Raw genomic sequence first — 16,815 nt, 5'->3', positions numbered from 1 at the left:
CAGGGGCGGTCGGTGTCGGCGTCCTGCTCCTCGAGCAGGCGCACCAGCGCCGTGACGGTCGCGGGCGGCCCGGCGACCGTCATCTCGGTCCCGGCGGCACGGCCGCGCAGCCCGGTGACGGACGCGCCGGCCTCCGTGGCGACGAGCGAGGCCGCCGCGAGGTCCCACGGGCTGAGCCCCCGCTCGTAGTACGCGTCGAGCCCGCCCGTGGCGAGCGTGCACAGGTCCATCGCCGCGGAGCCCATCCGCCGGATGTCGCGCACCTGGGGCAGCAGGGACGCCACCACGCGACCCTGGGCACGCCGCCGGTCGACCGTGTAGCCGAACCCGGTCCCGACGAGCGACTCGGCGAGCGGCCTGGCGTCGTTGACCGCGACGGGCACGCCGTCGAGGAAGGCCCCGGTGCCGCGGCCGGCGGTCCACGTGCGCCCGTCGGCCACGGCGTGCACGCACGCTGCCAGGACGGTCCACGTGGCCGGGTCGGGCTGCCCGGTGACGGCGGCGACGCTCACGGAGTAGGCCGGGATCCCGTAGAGGTAGTTGACCGTGCCGTCGATCGGGTCGAGCACCCAGGTGACGCCGCTGGTGCCGCCCGTCAGGCCGCCCTCCTCGCCGAGCACGGCGTCGTCCGGCCGCTCGGCGGTGATCATCGCGCGCAGCAGCTCCTCGGCCGCCAGGTCCATCGCCGTGACGACGTCGACGGCGCTGGACTTGGTCGCCGCGACGGCCACGCGGTCCGGTCGGCCGTCGCGGACCAGGGCGCCGGCCCGGCGCGCCATCCGCTCGGCGAGGTCCTGCAGGGCGAGGACGAGCTCGGGGCTGCCGAGCGGGCTGGGTGCGGTCACGGCACCATCCTGCCGCACCTGGTGCGCGGCACACCGGGGCGCCTCCCGGGCGGGCGCGGGCCGAGGTGGCACGCTCGTCCCAGCCGTGAGGAGGTGCCGATGAGCGAGCTCAAGCTGGTGGGGCTGCACGACGACCGGGAGCACGTGGTCCTGGAGGGGGCGGACGGGCAGCGGTTCCGCCTGCCCATCGACGACTCCCTGCGCGCGGCCGTGCGCCGCGACCGCCCCCAGCTCGAACAGGTGCGCGCCGAGGTCACCGGGGTGCTGCCGCCGCGCGAGATCCAGTCGCGCATCCGAGCGGGTGCCAGCGCCGAGGACGTCGCGGCCGAGAGCGGGGTGCCCGTCGAGATCGTGCGCCGCTACGAGGGTCCCGTGCTCGCCGAGCGCGCGTGGGTCGCCACCCAGGCGCGCGCCACCCGGATCGGTCGCGACCCCGGCGCGCCGTCGCTCGGCGACCTCGTCACCGACCGCCTCGCCACGCGTGGCGTCGCGCCATCGACCGTCGGGTGGGACGCGTCCCGCGGCATGTCGGGCCCGTGGACCGTCGAGGTGACCTTCGAGGTCGGCGACGACGAGCGCTCGGCGCGCTGGACCTTCGACCAGGCCAACCGCTCGGTGCGGGCGAACGACGACGAGGCGCGGTGGCTGTCCGAGACCGACCTGTCCGACGAGCCCATCCCGCGCCGGCACCTCGCCGCCGTGCGCAGCACCGTCTTCGACGTCGAGGTCGACGACGCGCTGCGGCCGGTGCTCGCGTCGGTCGACCAGCCCGCCCTGCAGGCCGCCCCTGAGCCCGACCCGGACGAGGCAACGCACGCCCTGCTGGACGACCTCGCCGACCGTCGCGGCGTGCGCCAGCCGCTCGAGGAGTCCGACGACGACGAGGACGGCGAGGAGTTCGAGGGCTTCGGCCCCCAGCACGCCTTCGACTTCGACCTCCCGGGACTGACCACGCCCGCCGCGATCCCCGCGGCCCACCCGCCGGCCTCCCGGCCGGACCTGGCGACCGACGCGCAGGTGCTCACCATGCCGACCGACCGGTCGCACCGTGGCGCACCGGCGACCGTCCACGACGACGTCCCCGCCGCGTCCGGCCCCGTCGCCGTGACGGCGCTGGAGACCGCCGCCCCGGCAAGGGCCAAGCCCCGCAAGGGCCGGGCCAGCGTGCCGAGCTGGGACGAGATCGTCTTCGGCGCCAAGCCGGAGTAGCGACCCCTCCCCCGCCACCGCCCGGCGGGTCTTGCTCGACGCCTGCCGACGCGCCTCAGCGCCCGCCGGCCTCGGACCACAGCGTGTCGGGGCTGGAGGCCGTTGCCCGTGCCACGGCCACGGTCATCCGGCGCATGTGGTGGCGCCGGCACAGCACCTCGTAGCCGACGGCCTGCGCGGCGTTCGTGTCCCCGACCACCACCTGCTCGCCCTCGACGACCATCTGCCCGTGCACGGTGCGCGCGTTGTGCGTGGCGCGCGCACCGCACCAGCACAGGGCCTGGACCTGGAGCACCTCCACGCGGTCGGCGAGCTCGATGAGGCGGGCAGAGCCGGGGAACAGCCGGGTGCGGAAGTCGGCGGTGATGCCGAAGGCGTAGACGTCCACGCCCATCTCGTCGACCAGCTGCGCGAGCTGCTCCACCTGGGCCGTGCTGTAGAACTGGGCCTCGTCGCACACGAGGTAGTCCACGCGCTCCCCGCGCGTGCGGCGCTGGACGACGTCGTCCCAGAAGTCGGTGCCGTCGGTGACCTCCACCGCGGCGTGCCGCAGGCCGAGCCGCGAGGACAGCACGTCGACGCCGGCCCGGTCGTTGCGGGTGAACAGCACCCCGCCGCGGCCGCGCACCGCGTGGTTGTGGTCCATCTGCAGCGCGAGCGTGGACTTGCCGCAGTCCATCGTCCCGCTGAAGAACACCAGCTCCGCCATGACGGCCTCCCTCAGGCGACGACGACGAGGGGCACGAGCATCTCCCCCGGGGTGAGCGAACCGTGCATCCCGCGCAGCGCGATGGAGTGCGGGGTCTGGGTGCGCGAGTCCACGACGCCCGCCCGCCCCGTCGCCGCGACGACGAGGTCGCCGATGACGGGCTCCACGTGCGCGCTCACCGGCCCGAACCAGCCCGCCTCGATCGCCTCGGCCCTGGTCGCCACGACGGCATCGTCGCCCAGCCGCGCACGCCACCGCTGGGCGACGGCGTCGGTCTGCCCGGCGGCGACGTGCACATGGGTGGCGCGCGGCTCGCCGGAGATGAGCTCGACGCCGCGGCGCAGGGTGGTCGTCGTCGCGACGTCGACCAGCAGGGCCGGGTCCACGTCGACCATGCCGTGGTCGGCCGTGACGAGCAGCAGCGTGTCGCGCGGCAGCGAGCGTGCCAGGCGGCCCAGCTCGCGGTCGGTGTGGGCCAGCGCGTCGGACCACTCGCGCGACTGCCAGCCGAGCTGGTGGCCGGTCTTGTCGACGTCGCCCCAGTAGAGGTAGACGACCCCGGGGGCCGCGAGCTCGAACAGCGCGGCGTCGACGCGGTCCTCGAGGCGCTCCGCGGCGACGTAGGTGCCGCCGCTCAGCGCGGCGCGGGTCAGGCCCGACCCGTCGAACGTGGGCGGGCCGACCGAGGTGACGGGCACGCCGGTCGCGGCGATCCGGGCGAACCAGGTGGGCTCCCGCTGCCACGCCTCGGGGGCACCCGCGCCGTCCCAGCTGACGAGGTTGGCGAGGGCGCCCGTCTGCGGGTTGCGGACGGTGTAGCCCGCGAGGCCGGTGCGGCCGGCCCCGCAGCCCGTGCCGAACAGGCCCATCGAGGTCGCCGTGGTCGACGGGTAGCCGGCGGTGAGCACGCGGGAGGTCTCGAGCGCGCGGCGCAGGAACGGCGCATGGCCGAGCCGTTCGCGCAGCATCCGGTCGCCGAGGCCGTCGACGAGGACCACGCACACGCGGCGGGCCGCGGGCAGTCCCAGCCGGGCGCGCGCGGCGGCCGCCTCGGCGGCGAGGGGCTCGGGCAGCGCTGCGCCGACGGCGTCGGCGACCGCGGGCAGCACGCGGTCCAGGCACCGTCCCCCGTAGTCCGGGACGACCAGTCCGGCGGCCGCCACGGCATGGGCGAGCGCGCCGGTCACCGGGCCTGGGCGGTCGCGGCGGACAGCGTGCGGGCGAAGGCGACCGCGGCGCGCACGGCCTCGGCGCCCTCGGCCTCGGCGGAGACGCGCACGACGACGTCGTCCGGCGCCGAGGTGCCCGTGAGTCCGTGGTCGGCGTCGCACGCGGGGTCGCCGCACGCCGCGGGCTCGAGGTCGATCCGGCGGACCGCCCCCCAGCCGAGGGCCAGGGTCAGCTCCACGGGGACGGCACCGGCGCGGTGCTGCGCCGGGACCGGGACGACGTGCGTCAGCGCGACGGTGTGCAGGTGGCGCAGCGGGACGGACTCCGTGGTCGCCGAGGCGCTCGCCGAGGGGTGCTCGCTGTCGGCCGGGTGGTCGTCGACGTGCGCGAGGACCAGGCGCGACGGCGTCAGCACGAGGACCGTGACGTGGCGACGCAGCTCGGTGTCGAAGGTCGTCTCCGGGTGGACGAGGTGTGCGAGCACGTCCTCGCCGGCCAGGGCGACGTCGAGGACGTCGCTGACGAGCTCGGGGTAGTACCCCGCGTGGTGCAGGCTGCGTCGCAGGTCTTTCGTCGTTCCGGGCACCGGGACATCCTTCCACCGATCGCCGTACCGGGCGCCATCGCGGGCCGTGCGGTCCCGGCGCGACGTGCCCGGTGGCACCCGGGCGGCGCGCCTACTGGGGCAGCACGCGCCGGGCGCCGTCCACCCGGCCGGCCTCGGCGAGCTCGACCTCCGCCCCCAGCACCGCCGCGCCGTGCTCGCCGACCACCACCGGGTGCAGGGAGAGGCTGCGCAGCTCCGGCAGGTCGTCGGCCATGACCGCCACCCGGCCGAGCACGTCCTCGAGCGCCGCGACGTCCATCGCGGGCTGGTCCCGGTAGCCGAACAGGCGCGACCCGGCGCGCACCGAGCGGACCATCTCCGCGACGTCGACGTCCGTGAGCGGTGCCACCCCGTGGCTGACGTCGCCGAGCAGGTCGACGGCGTCCCCGGCGAGACCGAAGGAGACCACCGGCCCGAACCGCGGGTCCTCGCTGGAGCGGATGACGCAGGCGACCCCAGCCGGTGCCATGCGCTGGACCTCGTACGGCCCGGCGTCGCCACCGTGCTGCTGGCGCATCTGGACCATGGCCTCGAGCAGCGCCTCCCGGCCGCCCAGGTCCAGGCGCACCCCGCCCAGGTCGATCCGGTGGCGCAGCGCGGGTGCGGAGGTCTTGAGCACCACGGGCCAGCCGAGCAGCTCGGCCGCACGGGTGGCGTCGATGGCGTCGTGCACGGTGACGGTGGGCCACACCGTGATCCCGTAGCAGGCGAGCAGCGCCGCGGCGCGCTCGGCCGTGAGCGTGACCCCCACGGGGGGACGCACCGACGGGTCTGCAGCCTCGCCGGCGGCCGCGGGCTCCGGGGCCGACGAGCCGGGCGCGGGTGCCGGGCCCAGCACGGCGCGCACGAGGCGCCGGGCCCGCGCGCGGTCGATGCCATCGGGCGCCAGCGGGTGCCCGTGGTCGGCCGCCCGCCACGCGGCGTAGCGCACCGCGGCCGCGAGCGCGAGGACGCCGTCCTCGGGCGCAGCGTACGCGGGGACCGTCCGTTGTCGGCCGAGGCCGTCGGGGGCGGTGAGCTCGTCGGTGACGCCGCTGAGGCCCAGGATGCACGCGACGGTGGTCCGCCCCGACGCCGCGGCGGCGCGCGCCACGGCCCGGGCGACACGCTCGTCCGGCTCGCCGACGGTCGGCACGTGCACCACGACGACGGCGTCGCACGAGGGGTCCGCGTAGACGGCCGCGAGCTCGGCGTCGAGCCGCTCCAGGTCGGCGTCGGTGTGCCCGCCCTCGGGCAGGATCGCGCGCTGGTCGCCCACCGTGAGCCCGGCGGACACGCTGGCCTCGGCCGCGAGCGCCGCCAACGGCTCCGACCCCGCGAGCACGGTGACGCGGCGCCCCGTCGGCAACGGCTGGTGGACCAGCAGCTGGGCGACGTCGAGCAGCTGGTGCTGGCTCTCCACGCGGATGACGCCGGACTGGCGCAGCATCTCGTCCAGGGCGCGGCGCGGCACGCGGGTCAGCCGCACCGCGTGCCCGGCGGGGATGACGTGGCCCGAGCGCCCGGCGGTGAGCACCACGACGGGCTTGGTCGTCGCCAGCCGGCGCGCCACGCGGGCGAACTTGCGCGGGTTGCCGATCGACTCGACGTACAGCCCCACGACGTCGGTGGCCTCGTCCTGCCCCCAGAACTGCATGACGTCGTTGCCGGAGACGTCCGCGCGGTTGCCCGAGGAGACGAAGGTCGACAGGCCCAGCCCGCGGCGGCGCGCCGAGGCCAGCAGCCCGACCGCCAGCGGCGCGGACTGGCAGAACAGCGCCAGCCGGCCCGGCGGGGGCATCGTGGCCGCGAGCGAGGCGTTGACGGTGGGCTCGTCCTCCGTGCCCCGGCGCAGGAACCCGTAGGTGGCCGGGCCGAGCACGCGCATCCCGGCGGCGTGGGCCGCGCGCACGAGGTCACGCTGGTGCGCCAGCCCCACGGGCCCCGTCTCGGCGAACCCGCTCGAGAGCACGACGACGGCGCGCGCGCCCAGAGCGGCGCACCGACGGACCACCGCGGCACCGTGGTGCGCCGGGACCGCGAGCACCGCCAGGTCGACGGGGCCGGGGACGGCGGAGAGGTCCGGCCACGTCGTGACGCCGTCGACCTCGAGGCCGACGGCGTGCACCACGGGGCCGCCGTCGTGCGCCCGGGGACCACCGGCCGGGTCCGGGCGAGCGGCGAGGTGGGTGGCGGCCGCCCGCGCCAGCTCGAGGTGCTGGCCGCCGCCCTCGGCGACGACGAGCACCGAGCGCGGGGTCAGCAGCCCGTGCACGCTGCGCGCCTCGGCCCGCTGCTCCCGGTCCGCCATGACGGCCAACGACCGCTCGGTGGGGTCGATGTCGAACGAGACCGTGAGGATGCCGTCCTCAAGGACCTGGCTGACGGCGAAGCCCGCCTCCCGGAACACGCCGATCATCGCGGAGTTGTAGGGCAGCACCTCGGCCGTGAACCGGCGGATCCCGCGCTCACGGGCGGCCGCGACGAGGTGCTCCAGGAGCACCGAGCCGATCCCCCGCCCGTGGTGCTCGTCGCCGACGTTGAAGGCGACCTCGGCCTCGCCTGGCACCGTGCGGTCGTACCGACCCACCGCGATGATCCGCTCGACCTCGTCGCCAGAGACCGCAACGAGAGCGACGCGGTCGTCGTGGTCGACGTGCGTGAAGTGGGCGAGGTCCCGGTCCGGCAGGCGCTCGAGCGGCGCGAAGAACCGGAAGTAGATCGAGCGCTCCGACTGGCCGACGTGGAACTCCTGGAGCGCGGCGGCGTCGCCGGGCCGGATGGGGCGCACGTGGAGCGTGGCACCGTCGCGCAGGACGACGTCGGCCTCCCACCGGGTGGGATAGCCGCTCACGGTCTCGTCGGGAGCCACCGGCCCAGGCTATCGGCCCGCCCGCCGGCGGGCGGGTGCCGGCGGGCGGCCGCTGGCGCGTCGCCGCGGTCCGGCGGCGGCCGACGGGGACAATGGAGCGCCCCCGCGGACGGCGGGGCCGCCCGCCGCAGACCGATCCCGAGGAGCGCACCCGCCGATGGCCCGCCGCACCGGACCCACCGAGGTCCCCGAGGAGGTCCACGAGACGATCGTCGACATCGACGTCGCGGCGGAGATGGAGGGCTCCTTCCTCCAGTACGCGTACTCGGTCATCTACGCCCGCGCCCTGCCGGACGCCCGGGACGGCCTCAAGCCCGTGCAGCGCCGGATCCTCTACCAGATGGCCGACATGGGCCTGCGGCCCGACCGCAGCCACGTCAAGTGCGCGCGCGTGGTCGGCGAGGTGATGGGCAAGCTGCACCCCCACGGCGACACCGCCATCTACGACGCCATGGTGCGGATGGCCCAGCCGTTCTCGCTGCGGCTGCCGATGGTCGACGGCCACGGCAACTTCGGCTCGCTCGACGACGGCCCGGCGGCCCCCCGGTACACCGAGGCCCGCCTCGCAGCCGCCGCGATGGCCATGGTGGCGAGCCTCGACGAGGACGTCGTCGACCTGGTGCCGAACTACGACAACAAGCTCACCCAGCCCGAGGTGCTGCCGGCGGCGATCCCCAACCTGCTGGTCAACGGCGCCAGCGGCATCGCCGTGGGCATGGCGACGAACATGGCCCCGCACAACCTCGTCGAGGTCGTCGCGGCGGCCCGGCACCTGGTGGCCCACCCGGACGCGACGCTCGAGGACCTCATGCGGTTCGTCCCCGGGCCCGACCTGCCGACCGGCGGGAAGATCGTCGGGCTGGACGGGGTGCGGGACGCCTACCGCACCGGGCGCGGCTCGTTCCGCACCCGGGCGACGGCGCGGGTGGAGAACGTCACGGCCAAGCGCAAGGGCATCGTCATCACGGAGCTGCCCTACCTCGTGGGCCCGGAGAAGGTCATCGAGAAGATCAAGGAGGGCGTGCAGTCCAAGAAGCTCTCCGGGATCTCCGACGCGCTCGACCTCACGGACCGCGAGCACGGGCTGCGCCTGGTCATCGAGGTCAAGACGGGCTTCAACCCCGACGCCGTGCTCGAGCAGCTCTACCGCTACACGCCGATGGAGGACTCGTTCGGCATCAACAACGTGGCGCTCGTCGACGGACAGCCCCGCACCCTTGGCCTGCGCGAGCTGCTCGTCGTGTGGGTGGAGCACCGGCTCACGGTGGTCCGCCGCCGCTCCGAGCACCGCCTGGCCCAGCGCCGCGCCCGGCTGCACCTCGTCGAGGGCCTGCTCGTGGCGATCGTCGACATCGACGAGGTCATCCAGGTGATCCGGGCGTCGGACACCGCGGAGACGGCTCGCGAGCGGCTGCAGACCGTCTTCGACCTGTCGCAGGTCCAGGCCGAGTACATCCTCGAGCTGCGCCTGCGCCGGCTGACCAAGTTCTCCCGGATCGAGCTGGAGAAGGAGTCGGAGGAGCTGCGCGCGCAGATCGCGGAGCTCGAGGCCGTGCTGGGCGACGACGCGCGCCTGCGTTCCGTCGTCAGCGAGGAGATGGCGGACGTCGCGCGCACCTTCGGGACGCCCCGGCGCACCATCCTGCTGGAGCATGCGGGCGGTGCCGGCGTGGTGGGTGCCCCGGCGCCCCGGGCGGGGGCAACCCCACTGGAGATCGTCGACGCGCCCTGCTGGGCGCTGCTGTCCGGCACGGGGCTGCTGGCCCGCACGTCCGACGACGTCGCACCCCTGCGGGACGGGCGGCGCTCGGCGCACGACGTCGTCGCCTCGACGCTCGCGACGTCCACGCGCGCGGAGATCGGCGCCGTGACGTCGCGCGGCCGCGTGCTGCGCCTGCCGGTGCTCGACCTGCCCACCCTGCCGCCCACCGACGGTCCGCCCAGCCTGTCCGGGGGCGTACCGCTCGGCGAGGTCCTCGCCCTGGAGCCGGGTGAGCGAGTGCTGGCCCTGGTGGGACTGGGCGCCGACGCCCCGACGCTCGCGCTGGGAACGGCCGGCGGCGTGGTCAAGCGCGTCGCGGCCGAGGCCGCGCCGAACCGGGACGCCTGGGAGGTCATCGGGCTCAAGGCCGGCGACGAGGTGGTCGGCGCGGTGAGCGTTGCCGAGGACGACGAGCTCGTCTTCGTCTCCTCCGACGCCCAGCTGCTGCACTTCCCCGCCTCGGCCGTGCGCCCGCAGGGCCGCCCGGCCGGCGGCATGGCGGGGATCAGCCTCGCGGCGGGTGCGCGTGCGGTGTTCTTCGGCTCCCTGCCCGCCGTGATCGCCGCGACGGCGGACGGCGCGCCGGGCGGCGCGGTGGTCGTGACGATCGCCGGCGCTGGGGATGCGCTGCCGGGCACCCAGCCGGGCTCGGCCAAGGTCTCGCCGTTCGCCGTCTACCCCGGCAAGGGCCGCGCGACCGGCGGCGTGCGTGCCCAGCGCTTCCTGCGCGGGGAGGACTCGCTGCTGCTGGCCTGGGTGGGTCCGGCCCCCGCCAGGGCCGCCGGCTCGGCCGGCCAGCGGATCGACCTGCCGCCGGCCGACCCGCGCCGGGACGGCTCGGGGACCCCGCTCGCGGCACCGGTGCACGCCGTCGGCTGACGGTGCCCACGGGGCCCGCGGGTCAGATCTCGACGCTGTAGAGCACCGAGCCGTGCGTGGCCTCGTAGCCCATCCGGCTGTACAGGCCGTGCGCGCCGGTCGGGTTGGCGGTGTCGACCCCGAGGCACGCGTACTGCATGCGGCTGCGCTTGTACGCGTTCATCGCCCGTGCGAGCAGCACCCCGGCGAGCCCCTGGCCGCGCCACTCGCGGCGCACGCCCAGCAGGTCCGTGTACCCGCAGGTGTAGCCCTGGACGGCCCAGTCCTGCTCGTAGCGCGAGGACAGCAGGTATCCGACGACCGTCGGCTCTGCCGCGCTGCGGTCCAGGGCGACGAAGCTCCACGAGGGCGCGAAGTGCGCCTCGTGGCGCCACGACTCGGCGGTCTGCGGCTCGGTCCCCCAGTGGTCGGTGAAGGCGGCGTTGTGCGCCGCGCGGGTGGCGTCGTCGAGCTCCGGGGTCCAGCGGACCACCTGCACGCCGCGGGGCACGGCGATCCGCGGCACCTCGAGCGCGAGGTCGCGCCGCATGTCGGTGTACCAGCGGATGGGACTGAAGCCCGCTGCGGCGTAGAGCCGGCGGTGGTCGCGCGCCTGCTCGTCGACGAACGTCGCCAGGCGGGCCGGGAGGTCCTTGCCCGACTCGGCGAGCTTCTGGCGCCCGCGACCCTCGGTCCAGGCCAGCACCGCCCGGCCCAGGCCACGACCGCGCCACGCGGGGTGGACCCCGCCGGACAGGAAGGCGCGGACCGTGCGGCTGTCGCCCGGCCTCACCTCGACGAACGCGTAGGCCCGCAGGGTGCCGGCGGCGTCGTAGCCACCGAGGGTGTCGGCCTGGAGGTCCTTCCAGCTGCCCTCGAACATCTCGGCGACCTCGGCGGCCGAGGTGCGCTGCGGGGCCCGGTCTGCGTCCTCGACCGCCTGGATGAGGGCGAAGAGCTCCTCGGCGTCGCGCGCCTGGAGCGGTCGCCAGGTGAGCTCGAGGTGGGCCGGCGGCAGGTCGAGCACCGCGGGCGCATCGGCCCGGACGGCGATCGGCTCTGGCGTGCTCACGGGACCAACCTAGGCGATCGGCGGGTCGCCGGGGACCGTGGGGTGCGCGGGCTCACGCGTCGATGTGGGCCCGGTCGAGCTGCCCGGCGCCGGCGACGATGAAGTCGCGGCGCGGCGCGACCTCGGAGCCCATGAGCAGCTCGAAGACGTTCTCGGCGGCGGCGGCGTGGTCGGCGGTCACCCGGCGCAGCGTGCGGTGGCGCGGGTCCATGGTCGTCTCGGCCAGCTGGTCGGCGTCCATCTCCCCCAGGCCCTTGTAGCGCTGGATGTCGGGCTTGTAGCGCTTGCCTGCCTTGTCGAGCCGGCGCAGCGTGGCGGTGAGCTCGGCCTCCGAGTAGGTGTAGATGTACTCGCTGACCCGCGAGCCGGCGCCGACGAGCTCCACCCGGTGCAGCGGCGGGACCGCGGCGAACACTCGACCGGCGTCCACCAGGGGGCGCATGTAGCGGAAGAAGAGCGTCAGCAGCAACGTCCGGATGTGCGCGCCGTCGACGTCGGCATCGGTCATCAGCACCACCTTGCCGTAGCGCGCCCCCTCGAGGTCGAAGCTGCGCCCCGAGCCTGCGCCGATCACCTGGATGATGGCTGCGCACTCCGCGTTGCGCAGCATGTCGGAGATCGACGCCTTCTGGACGTTGAGGATCTTGCCGCGGATGGGCAGCAGGGCCTGGAAGTCGGAGGACCGCGCGAGCTTGGCCGTGCCCAGCGCGCTGTCCCCCTCGACGATGAAGAGCTCGCTGCGCTCGACGTCGTCGCTGCGGCAGTCGGCGAGCTTGGCCGGCAGCGCGGAGGTCTCCAGCGCGTTCTTGCGCCGGGAGATCTCCTTCTGCTTGCGTGCGGAGTGGCGCGCGCGCATCTCCGCGACCACCTTGTCGAGGACCAGCGAGGCCTGGGTCTTGAGGTCCCGCTTGGGCGAGGTGAGCAGCGCGGTGAGCTCGGTCTCGACCACCTTGGCGACGATGCCGCGCACGGGGCCGGTGCCGAGCACCTCCTTGGTCTGGCCCTCGAACTGCGGCTCGGCGAGGCGCACCGTGAGCACGGCCGTGAGGCCCGCGAGGATGTCGTCCTTCTCGATGCGGTCGCCCTGGTCCTTGGCGGTGATCTTCAGCCGGCGGGCGTTGAGCTCGATCTGCTTGCGCAGGGTCTTGACGAGCGCCTGCTCCAGGCCCGCCAGGTGCGTGCCGCCCTTGGGCGTGGAGATGATGTTGACGAAGGTGCGCATCTCCGTCTCGTACCCCGTGCCCCAGCGCAGCGCGACATCGACCTCGCACTCGCGCGCGACCTCCTGCGAGACGAGGTGGCCGCGACCGTCAAGCACGGGGACCGTCTCGGTGAAGCTGCCGGTGCCGGTCAGCCGCCAGGTGTCGGTCAGCGGGGCGTCCGGAGCGAGGAAGTCGACGAAGTCGACGGTGCCGCCGTGGTGCACGAAGGTCTCCTCGTGCGGGCCGTCTGCGCCAGGCGTGCCCGGCAGCCCGCGCTCGTCGCGCACGGAGACCTTGAGCCCCGGCACGAGGAACGTCGTCTGGCGCACGCGGGCCACGAGCTCGTCGTAGGAGAACACGGCCGTCCTGGGGAAGACCTGCGGGTCCGCCCAGTACCGCACGCGCGTCCCGGTGCGGCCGCGGGCCACCTTGCCGACGACCCTCAGCTCCGACGCGTCGACGAACGGGCTGAACGGGGACTCGGGGCTGGGCGTGCCGCGGTCGGCGAACGTCCCGGGCTCGCCCCGGTGGAAGGTCATCCGGTGGGTCTTGCCACCGCGGTCGACGTCGACGTCCAGCCGCGCCGAGAGCGCGTTGACGACGCTCGCGCCCACCCCGTGCAGCCCGCCCGACGCCGCGTACGAGCCGCCGCCGAACTTGCCGCCGGCGTGCAGCTTGGTGAAGACCACCTCGACGCCGGACAGCCCCGTCTTCGGCTCGACGTCCACGGGGATGCCGCGGCCGTCGTCGCGCACCTCGACCGAGGAGTCCGCGTGGAGCACGACGTCGATCCGGGTGCAGTGCCCGCCCAGCGCCTCGTCGACGGCGTTGTCGATGATCTCCCACAGGCAGTGCATGAGCCCGCGCGAGTCGGTGGTGCCGATGTACATGCCGGGACGCTTGCGCACCGCCTCGAGTCCCTCGAGGACGGACAGGTGGCGGGCGGTGTAGCTCGACTCGGACAGCGTGCTGGTCACGGTGCCCGAGCGTAGACGTCGTCGGTGACACACCCCGGCAGGCTCTCCGCGCACCCCTGCTCGGGCTTCTCGGGCCCGACCGGCCGACTACGCGGTGAGCGAACCACCCGCTCGCGGTAGCGCCGTTACGGCCCGCGGATGGTTACATGGAGAGGTGACCACGACGACGACCTCCCCGTTGACCGCAGCCGACCGCTGCGACCGCTGCGGTGCGCAGGCGTACCTCCGGGTCGTCCTGCCCACCGGTGAGCTGCTCTTCTGCGGCCACCACGCCCGGCGCCACGCCTCGGCCCTCGCCGACGTCGCCGTGCACGTCCAGGACGAGACGGACCGGCTGGCCGAGGAGCACGGCGCCGCGCTGCGGTGAGGCCGCGCTGCGGTCAGGCCCGCTGCGGTCAGGCCAGCTGCGTTGACCCGATGCCCCGACCCCTCACCGAGGTGACCCCGTCGACGCGTTGACCCTGCTCGTCGGGCTGGCGATCCTCGTCGGACTCGTCGGGATCGTCGTGCCAGCACTGCCGGGCTCCCTGCTCATCGGCGTCGCCGTCCTCGTCTGGGCGTTCGGCGCCGGCACGCCCGGCGCGTGGGCGGTCTTCGCCGTCGCTGCCGTGCTGCTCGCCGTCGGTGCGGTGGTGACCTACGTGGTGGCCGGCCGTCGCGTCGCCGCCGCCGGCGTGCCGCGCACCTCGCTGCTGGTGGCGGGCCTCGTGGGCATCGTCGGGTTCTTCCTGGTGCCGGTCGTCGGCCTGCTGCTCTTCTTCCCGCTCGGCCTGTTCGGCATGGAGTACCTGCGGCTGCGGGACGTGGCGCGGGCGCGCGACTCGGCCTGGGTCGCGCTCAAGGCGACCGGACTCGGGATGCTGCTCGAGCTCGGCCTAGCCCTGCTCGCCGCCGGCACGTGGCTGGTCGCGGTGATCGCCGGCGTCGGCGGCTGACGCCCCCGCACCGACGGGCGTGCCGGGCATGGCGGGCCTGAGCTGCGCCCCGGCCCCGACCACCTGGGTCCCCCCTGCACCGGACACCACGAGCACCTGCTCCTGGGAGGCGGCGGCGAGCGCCGCCAGCACCACGTCGGCCTGCCACGGCGGACCGTCGGCCACCCAGCCCTCGACCCGTGCGCCGGTCGCCCGCCGCACGGCGTCCGCGAGTGCGTCGTCGCGCGGCCCGACGAGCAGCACCTGCCGCGGACCGCGCCGCTCTGGCGCGGACGGCGTGAGCCGACGATCGGCGCGGTAGACCAGCCAGTGGTACCCGGAGATTGCCCCGGCGGCGAGGAGCATGCCCAGCGGCACGCGCATGTCGCGCAGGGTCGCCGCCCCGATCCCGTCGCCGAGGGCGTCCTCGATGAGGACGAACACGGCGACGAGCACGACGACCACGGCCACGACACCCGCGACGCCGAACAGGACGAAGAGGTACACCCGGCGGGTGGGCGACGTCGCCTCGCCCACGGGATCCGCGGTCGCCGCGCGCTCGATGCGCCGCCAGTAGGCCCACCACAGCGGCCCCCCGACGACCAGCAGGGTCACGGCGGCCAGCACGGCGTTGACGACCGACGTCGTGACGATGAGGCCGGACGCCGGGGCGACGGCCTGCACGAGGGCCACGACGACGAGCGCCACGCCGACGGCCGCGGCGAGCAGCGCCACGGCGGACAGCAGGTACTCGTAGATCCGGGTGACCTCGGTGCGCTCCGCCACCGCGTGGTCGGCCAGCAGCTCGCGGTGGTACCACCAGCTGATCGCACCGACCACCGCCACGGCGATCGCCGCGGTGGTGCCCTGGAGGTAGGCGGCCGGGTCCGTGGTCGGCGGGTCGCCGAGGAACCACACCAGCACGCGGTACAGCACCACGCTGGCCCCGGCGACCGTCATCACGGTGGAGACCCCGACCCCCACCACGAGGACGTAGGCCAGCCACAGGGCAGTGCCCGGCGTCCGGCCGAGGCGCAGCAGCCAGTACGCGACCCACAGTGGCACGCCGGCGGCGAGCACGGCAGCGGCGTACCCCAGGCCGGCCCCGGTGCCCACGATGACGTCGGGCTGCGGGACGGCGAGCGCGTCGATCGCGGCGGCGAGCAGCGCCACCAGGCCGACGATCGAGGTCCCCAGGCCGATGAGCGAGCCGAGCAGCACGTGCAGCACCCGGTGCGACGGGGGCAGCGTGCGCTCGCCGAGCACCCGGTGCGCGGCCCAGACCCCGCCCCACACCACGAGGCGGACCAGTGCCGCACCGTCGAAGCGCTGGTCGACCAGGGCGGCCGCGACGACGTCGTACACCGCGGTGGCGCTCACCACGGCCGCGGTGAGCCCCGCGAGCGTCAGGTACGCCGCCCAGCCGAGCGAGCGGGCCTCACCCGGGTCGGCGCGGTGGGTGCGGCGCGTCCATGCCGCCAGGACGAGGAAGATCGGGATGCCGACGAGCACGAAGGTGAGGGCGCGGGCGAGGTCGTCGCCACCGCCGACGATGGTCTCGCGTGCGAAGAGCTGGCCGAGCAGGTCGACCATGCCCATGACGGCCACCACGAGCAGGCCGAAAAGCAGGACGTACTGGAAGAACCGGCGCACCCCGTGGCCGTCGCCGACGCGCCCGGCCTGCCGCCCGTTGACGTATCGGACGACCATGACGACCACGACGATCGGGAGCGCGATCGAGACGAGCAACGAGACCAGGCCGATGATCACTTGGTGCCTCCCGAGCAGCCGTACATCGGCCACGGGGATCCCGTGAGCCGCCAGAGCCCGCCCTCCTCGCGCAGCAGCAGGGTCTCGGTGTGCGCGTAGCCGGAGGAGTCGAAGGGCCCCTCGCCGTGGATCTCGGTGACCTCGACGGTGACGACAGCCTCGCTGCCGTCGATCTCGGAGTCCGTGAGGACCACCTCGAGCGACTCGGGCAGGTAGGCGGCGACGAGGTCCTGGAGGCCACAGGTGGAGTCCTGGGCCAGCTGGTCGATGGCGGCGGGGTAGTCGTCTGCCGCGATCGCGCCGAGGTAGGCCTGCACGGTCGCCTCGGGCGACCCGGGATCGAGCGCCACGGGGTCCCGCTGGACCGCGACGACAGCAGCGACGGCAGCCACGGCGGCGATGACGCCGACCGCAGTTGTCAGGACGACGTTCGCCTTGACCGGCATGACTCCATTGTGCTCCTCCCGGGGGCCCCACGACAGGGGAACGGGCGACGTCCTCGCAGGTCAGCGGGGCCCCGAGGGCACGCACACGGCGCGCCGCATGGTGAGCGGGCGCTCAGTCCAGGTAGTCCCGCAGCACCTGCGAGCGGCTCGGGTGGCGCAGCTTCGACATCGTCTTGGACTCGATCTGGCGGATCCGCTCGCGCGTCACGCCGTAGACCTTGCCGATCTCGTCGAGGGTCTTCGGCTGGCCGTCGGTGAGGCCGAACCGCATGGACACGACGCCCGCCTCGCGCTCGGAGAGCGTGTCCAGCACCTGGTGCAGCTGCTCCTGCAGGAGCGTGAAGCTCACGGCGTCGGCGGGCACCACGGCCTCGGAGTCCTCGATGAGGTCGCCGAACTCGCTGTCGCCGTCCTCGCCGAGCG

14 protein-coding genes are annotated in these 16,815 nt (G+C 74.9%); 4 read left to right on the top strand and 10 right to left on the bottom strand.

Translation table 11 applies throughout. The features are described from left to right. Positions 1 to 845: inositol monophosphatase family protein (locus PKY62_RS08340; RefSeq protein ID WP_502875819.1), on the bottom strand; the 845-nt coding region annotated here is incomplete at its 3' end. A gap of 99 nt (positions 846 to 944) precedes the next feature. On the opposite strand from PKY62_RS08340, the gene sepH reads away from it, so the two are divergent. Continuing rightward, positions 945 to 2,054 (top strand): septation protein SepH, encoded by a 1,110-nt coding sequence (gene sepH, locus PKY62_RS08335; RefSeq protein WP_324536247.1) that lies wholly within the window; start codon positions 945 to 947, stop codon positions 2,052 to 2,054. 55 nt (positions 2,055 to 2,109) lie between these two features. Here the strand turns inward: sepH and PKY62_RS08330 are convergent, their stop codons facing one another. The 4 genes from PKY62_RS08330 to PKY62_RS08315 all read right to left on the bottom strand — a co-directional run bounded on the left by PKY62_RS08330 (position 2,110) and on the right by PKY62_RS08315 (position 7,391). After that, positions 2,110 to 2,763, bottom strand: a complete 654-nt coding sequence (locus PKY62_RS08330; RefSeq protein ID WP_324536246.1) for a thymidine kinase — start codon at positions 2,761 to 2,763, stop codon at positions 2,110 to 2,112. Between the two features lie 11 nt (positions 2,764 to 2,774). Beyond that, positions 2,775 to 3,950, bottom strand: coding sequence for an alkaline phosphatase family protein (locus tag PKY62_RS08325; protein WP_324536245.1), 1,176 nt, complete (start codon positions 3,948 to 3,950; stop codon positions 2,775 to 2,777). Then, positions 3,947 to 4,519, bottom strand: coding sequence for a DUF5998 family protein (locus tag PKY62_RS08320; protein WP_324536244.1), 573 nt, complete (start codon positions 4,517 to 4,519; stop codon positions 3,947 to 3,949). Before PKY62_RS08320 ends, PKY62_RS08325 begins: the two co-directional genes overlap by 4 nt. A gap of 91 nt (positions 4,520 to 4,610) precedes the next feature. Continuing rightward, a complete protein-coding gene (locus PKY62_RS08315; RefSeq protein WP_324536243.1) occupies positions 4,611 to 7,391 on the bottom strand; it encodes a bifunctional acetate--CoA ligase family protein/GNAT family N-acetyltransferase in 2,781 nt (926 codons plus the stop codon). A 157-nt stretch (positions 7,392 to 7,548) separates the two neighbouring features. Between PKY62_RS08315 and PKY62_RS08310 the strand changes: the two genes are divergently transcribed. After that, positions 7,549 to 10,032 (top strand): DNA gyrase/topoisomerase IV subunit A, encoded by a 2,484-nt coding sequence (locus PKY62_RS08310; RefSeq protein WP_324536242.1) that lies wholly within the window; start codon positions 7,549 to 7,551, stop codon positions 10,030 to 10,032. 22 nt (positions 10,033 to 10,054) lie between these two features. Here the strand turns inward: PKY62_RS08310 and PKY62_RS08305 are convergent, their stop codons facing one another. Both PKY62_RS08305 and PKY62_RS08300 read right to left on the bottom strand, forming a co-directional pair. After that, the gene (locus PKY62_RS08305) at positions 10,055 to 11,083 is read right to left on the bottom strand and encodes a GNAT family N-acetyltransferase (RefSeq protein WP_324536241.1); all 1,029 of its coding nucleotides are present in this window, start codon (positions 11,081 to 11,083) and stop codon (positions 10,055 to 10,057) included. A gap of 52 nt (positions 11,084 to 11,135) precedes the next feature. Continuing rightward, a complete protein-coding gene (locus PKY62_RS08300; RefSeq protein WP_324536240.1) occupies positions 11,136 to 13,262 on the bottom strand; it encodes a DNA gyrase/topoisomerase IV subunit B in 2,127 nt (708 codons plus the stop codon). A 154-nt stretch (positions 13,263 to 13,416) separates the two neighbouring features. Here PKY62_RS08300 and PKY62_RS08295 point away from each other — a divergent pair, with 154 nt between their 5' ends. After that, positions 13,417 to 13,629 (top strand): DUF7455 domain-containing protein, encoded by a 213-nt coding sequence (locus tag PKY62_RS08295; RefSeq protein WP_324536239.1) that lies wholly within the window; start codon positions 13,417 to 13,419, stop codon positions 13,627 to 13,629. An 88-nt stretch (positions 13,630 to 13,717) separates the two neighbouring features. Beyond that, positions 13,718 to 14,197, top strand: a complete 480-nt coding sequence (locus PKY62_RS08290; RefSeq protein ID WP_324536238.1) for a DUF456 domain-containing protein — start codon at positions 13,718 to 13,720, stop codon at positions 14,195 to 14,197. Here PKY62_RS08290 and PKY62_RS08285 read toward each other — a convergent pair. From PKY62_RS08285 to PKY62_RS08275, 3 genes are all read right to left on the bottom strand, one after another. Next, the gene (locus tag PKY62_RS08285) at positions 14,138 to 15,946 is read right to left on the bottom strand and encodes a DUF5671 domain-containing protein (protein ID WP_324536237.1); all 1,809 of its coding nucleotides are present in this window, start codon (positions 15,944 to 15,946) and stop codon (positions 14,138 to 14,140) included. The genes PKY62_RS08290 and PKY62_RS08285 overlap by 60 nt on opposite strands. Then, positions 15,943 to 16,392, bottom strand: a complete 450-nt coding sequence (locus PKY62_RS08280) for a hypothetical protein (protein WP_324536236.1) — start codon at positions 16,390 to 16,392, stop codon at positions 15,943 to 15,945. Before PKY62_RS08280 ends, PKY62_RS08285 begins: the two co-directional genes overlap by 4 nt. Before the next feature lie 112 nt (positions 16,393 to 16,504). Then, positions 16,505 to 16,815 (bottom strand): sigma-70 family RNA polymerase sigma factor (locus PKY62_RS08275; RefSeq protein WP_324536235.1); only part of this gene is annotated, 311 nt, incomplete at its 5' end.

Origin of the sequence: Actinotalea sp. (genome assembly GCF_035443605.1) — a bacterium.
Lineage (GTDB): Bacteria > Actinomycetota > Actinomycetes > Actinomycetales > Cellulomonadaceae > Actinotalea.
This window is presented reverse-complemented; position numbering and strand designations above follow the sequence as displayed.

Bases quoted from the DNA above. Each gene is read 5' to 3' on its own strand.
- PKY62_RS08310 (WP_324536242.1), top strand. From the start codon at position 7,549: ATGGCCCGCCGCACCGGACCCACCGAGGTCCCCGAGGAGGTCCACGAG.
- PKY62_RS08330 (WP_324536246.1), bottom strand. From the start codon at position 2,763: ATGGCGGAGCTGGTGTTCTTCAGCGGGACGATGGACTGCGGCAAGTCC.
- PKY62_RS08280 (WP_324536236.1), bottom strand. From the start codon at position 16,392: ATGCCGGTCAAGGCGAACGTCGTCCTGACAACTGCGGTCGGCGTCATC.
- sepH (WP_324536247.1), top strand. From the start codon at position 945: ATGAGCGAGCTCAAGCTGGTGGGGCTGCACGACGACCGGGAGCACGTG.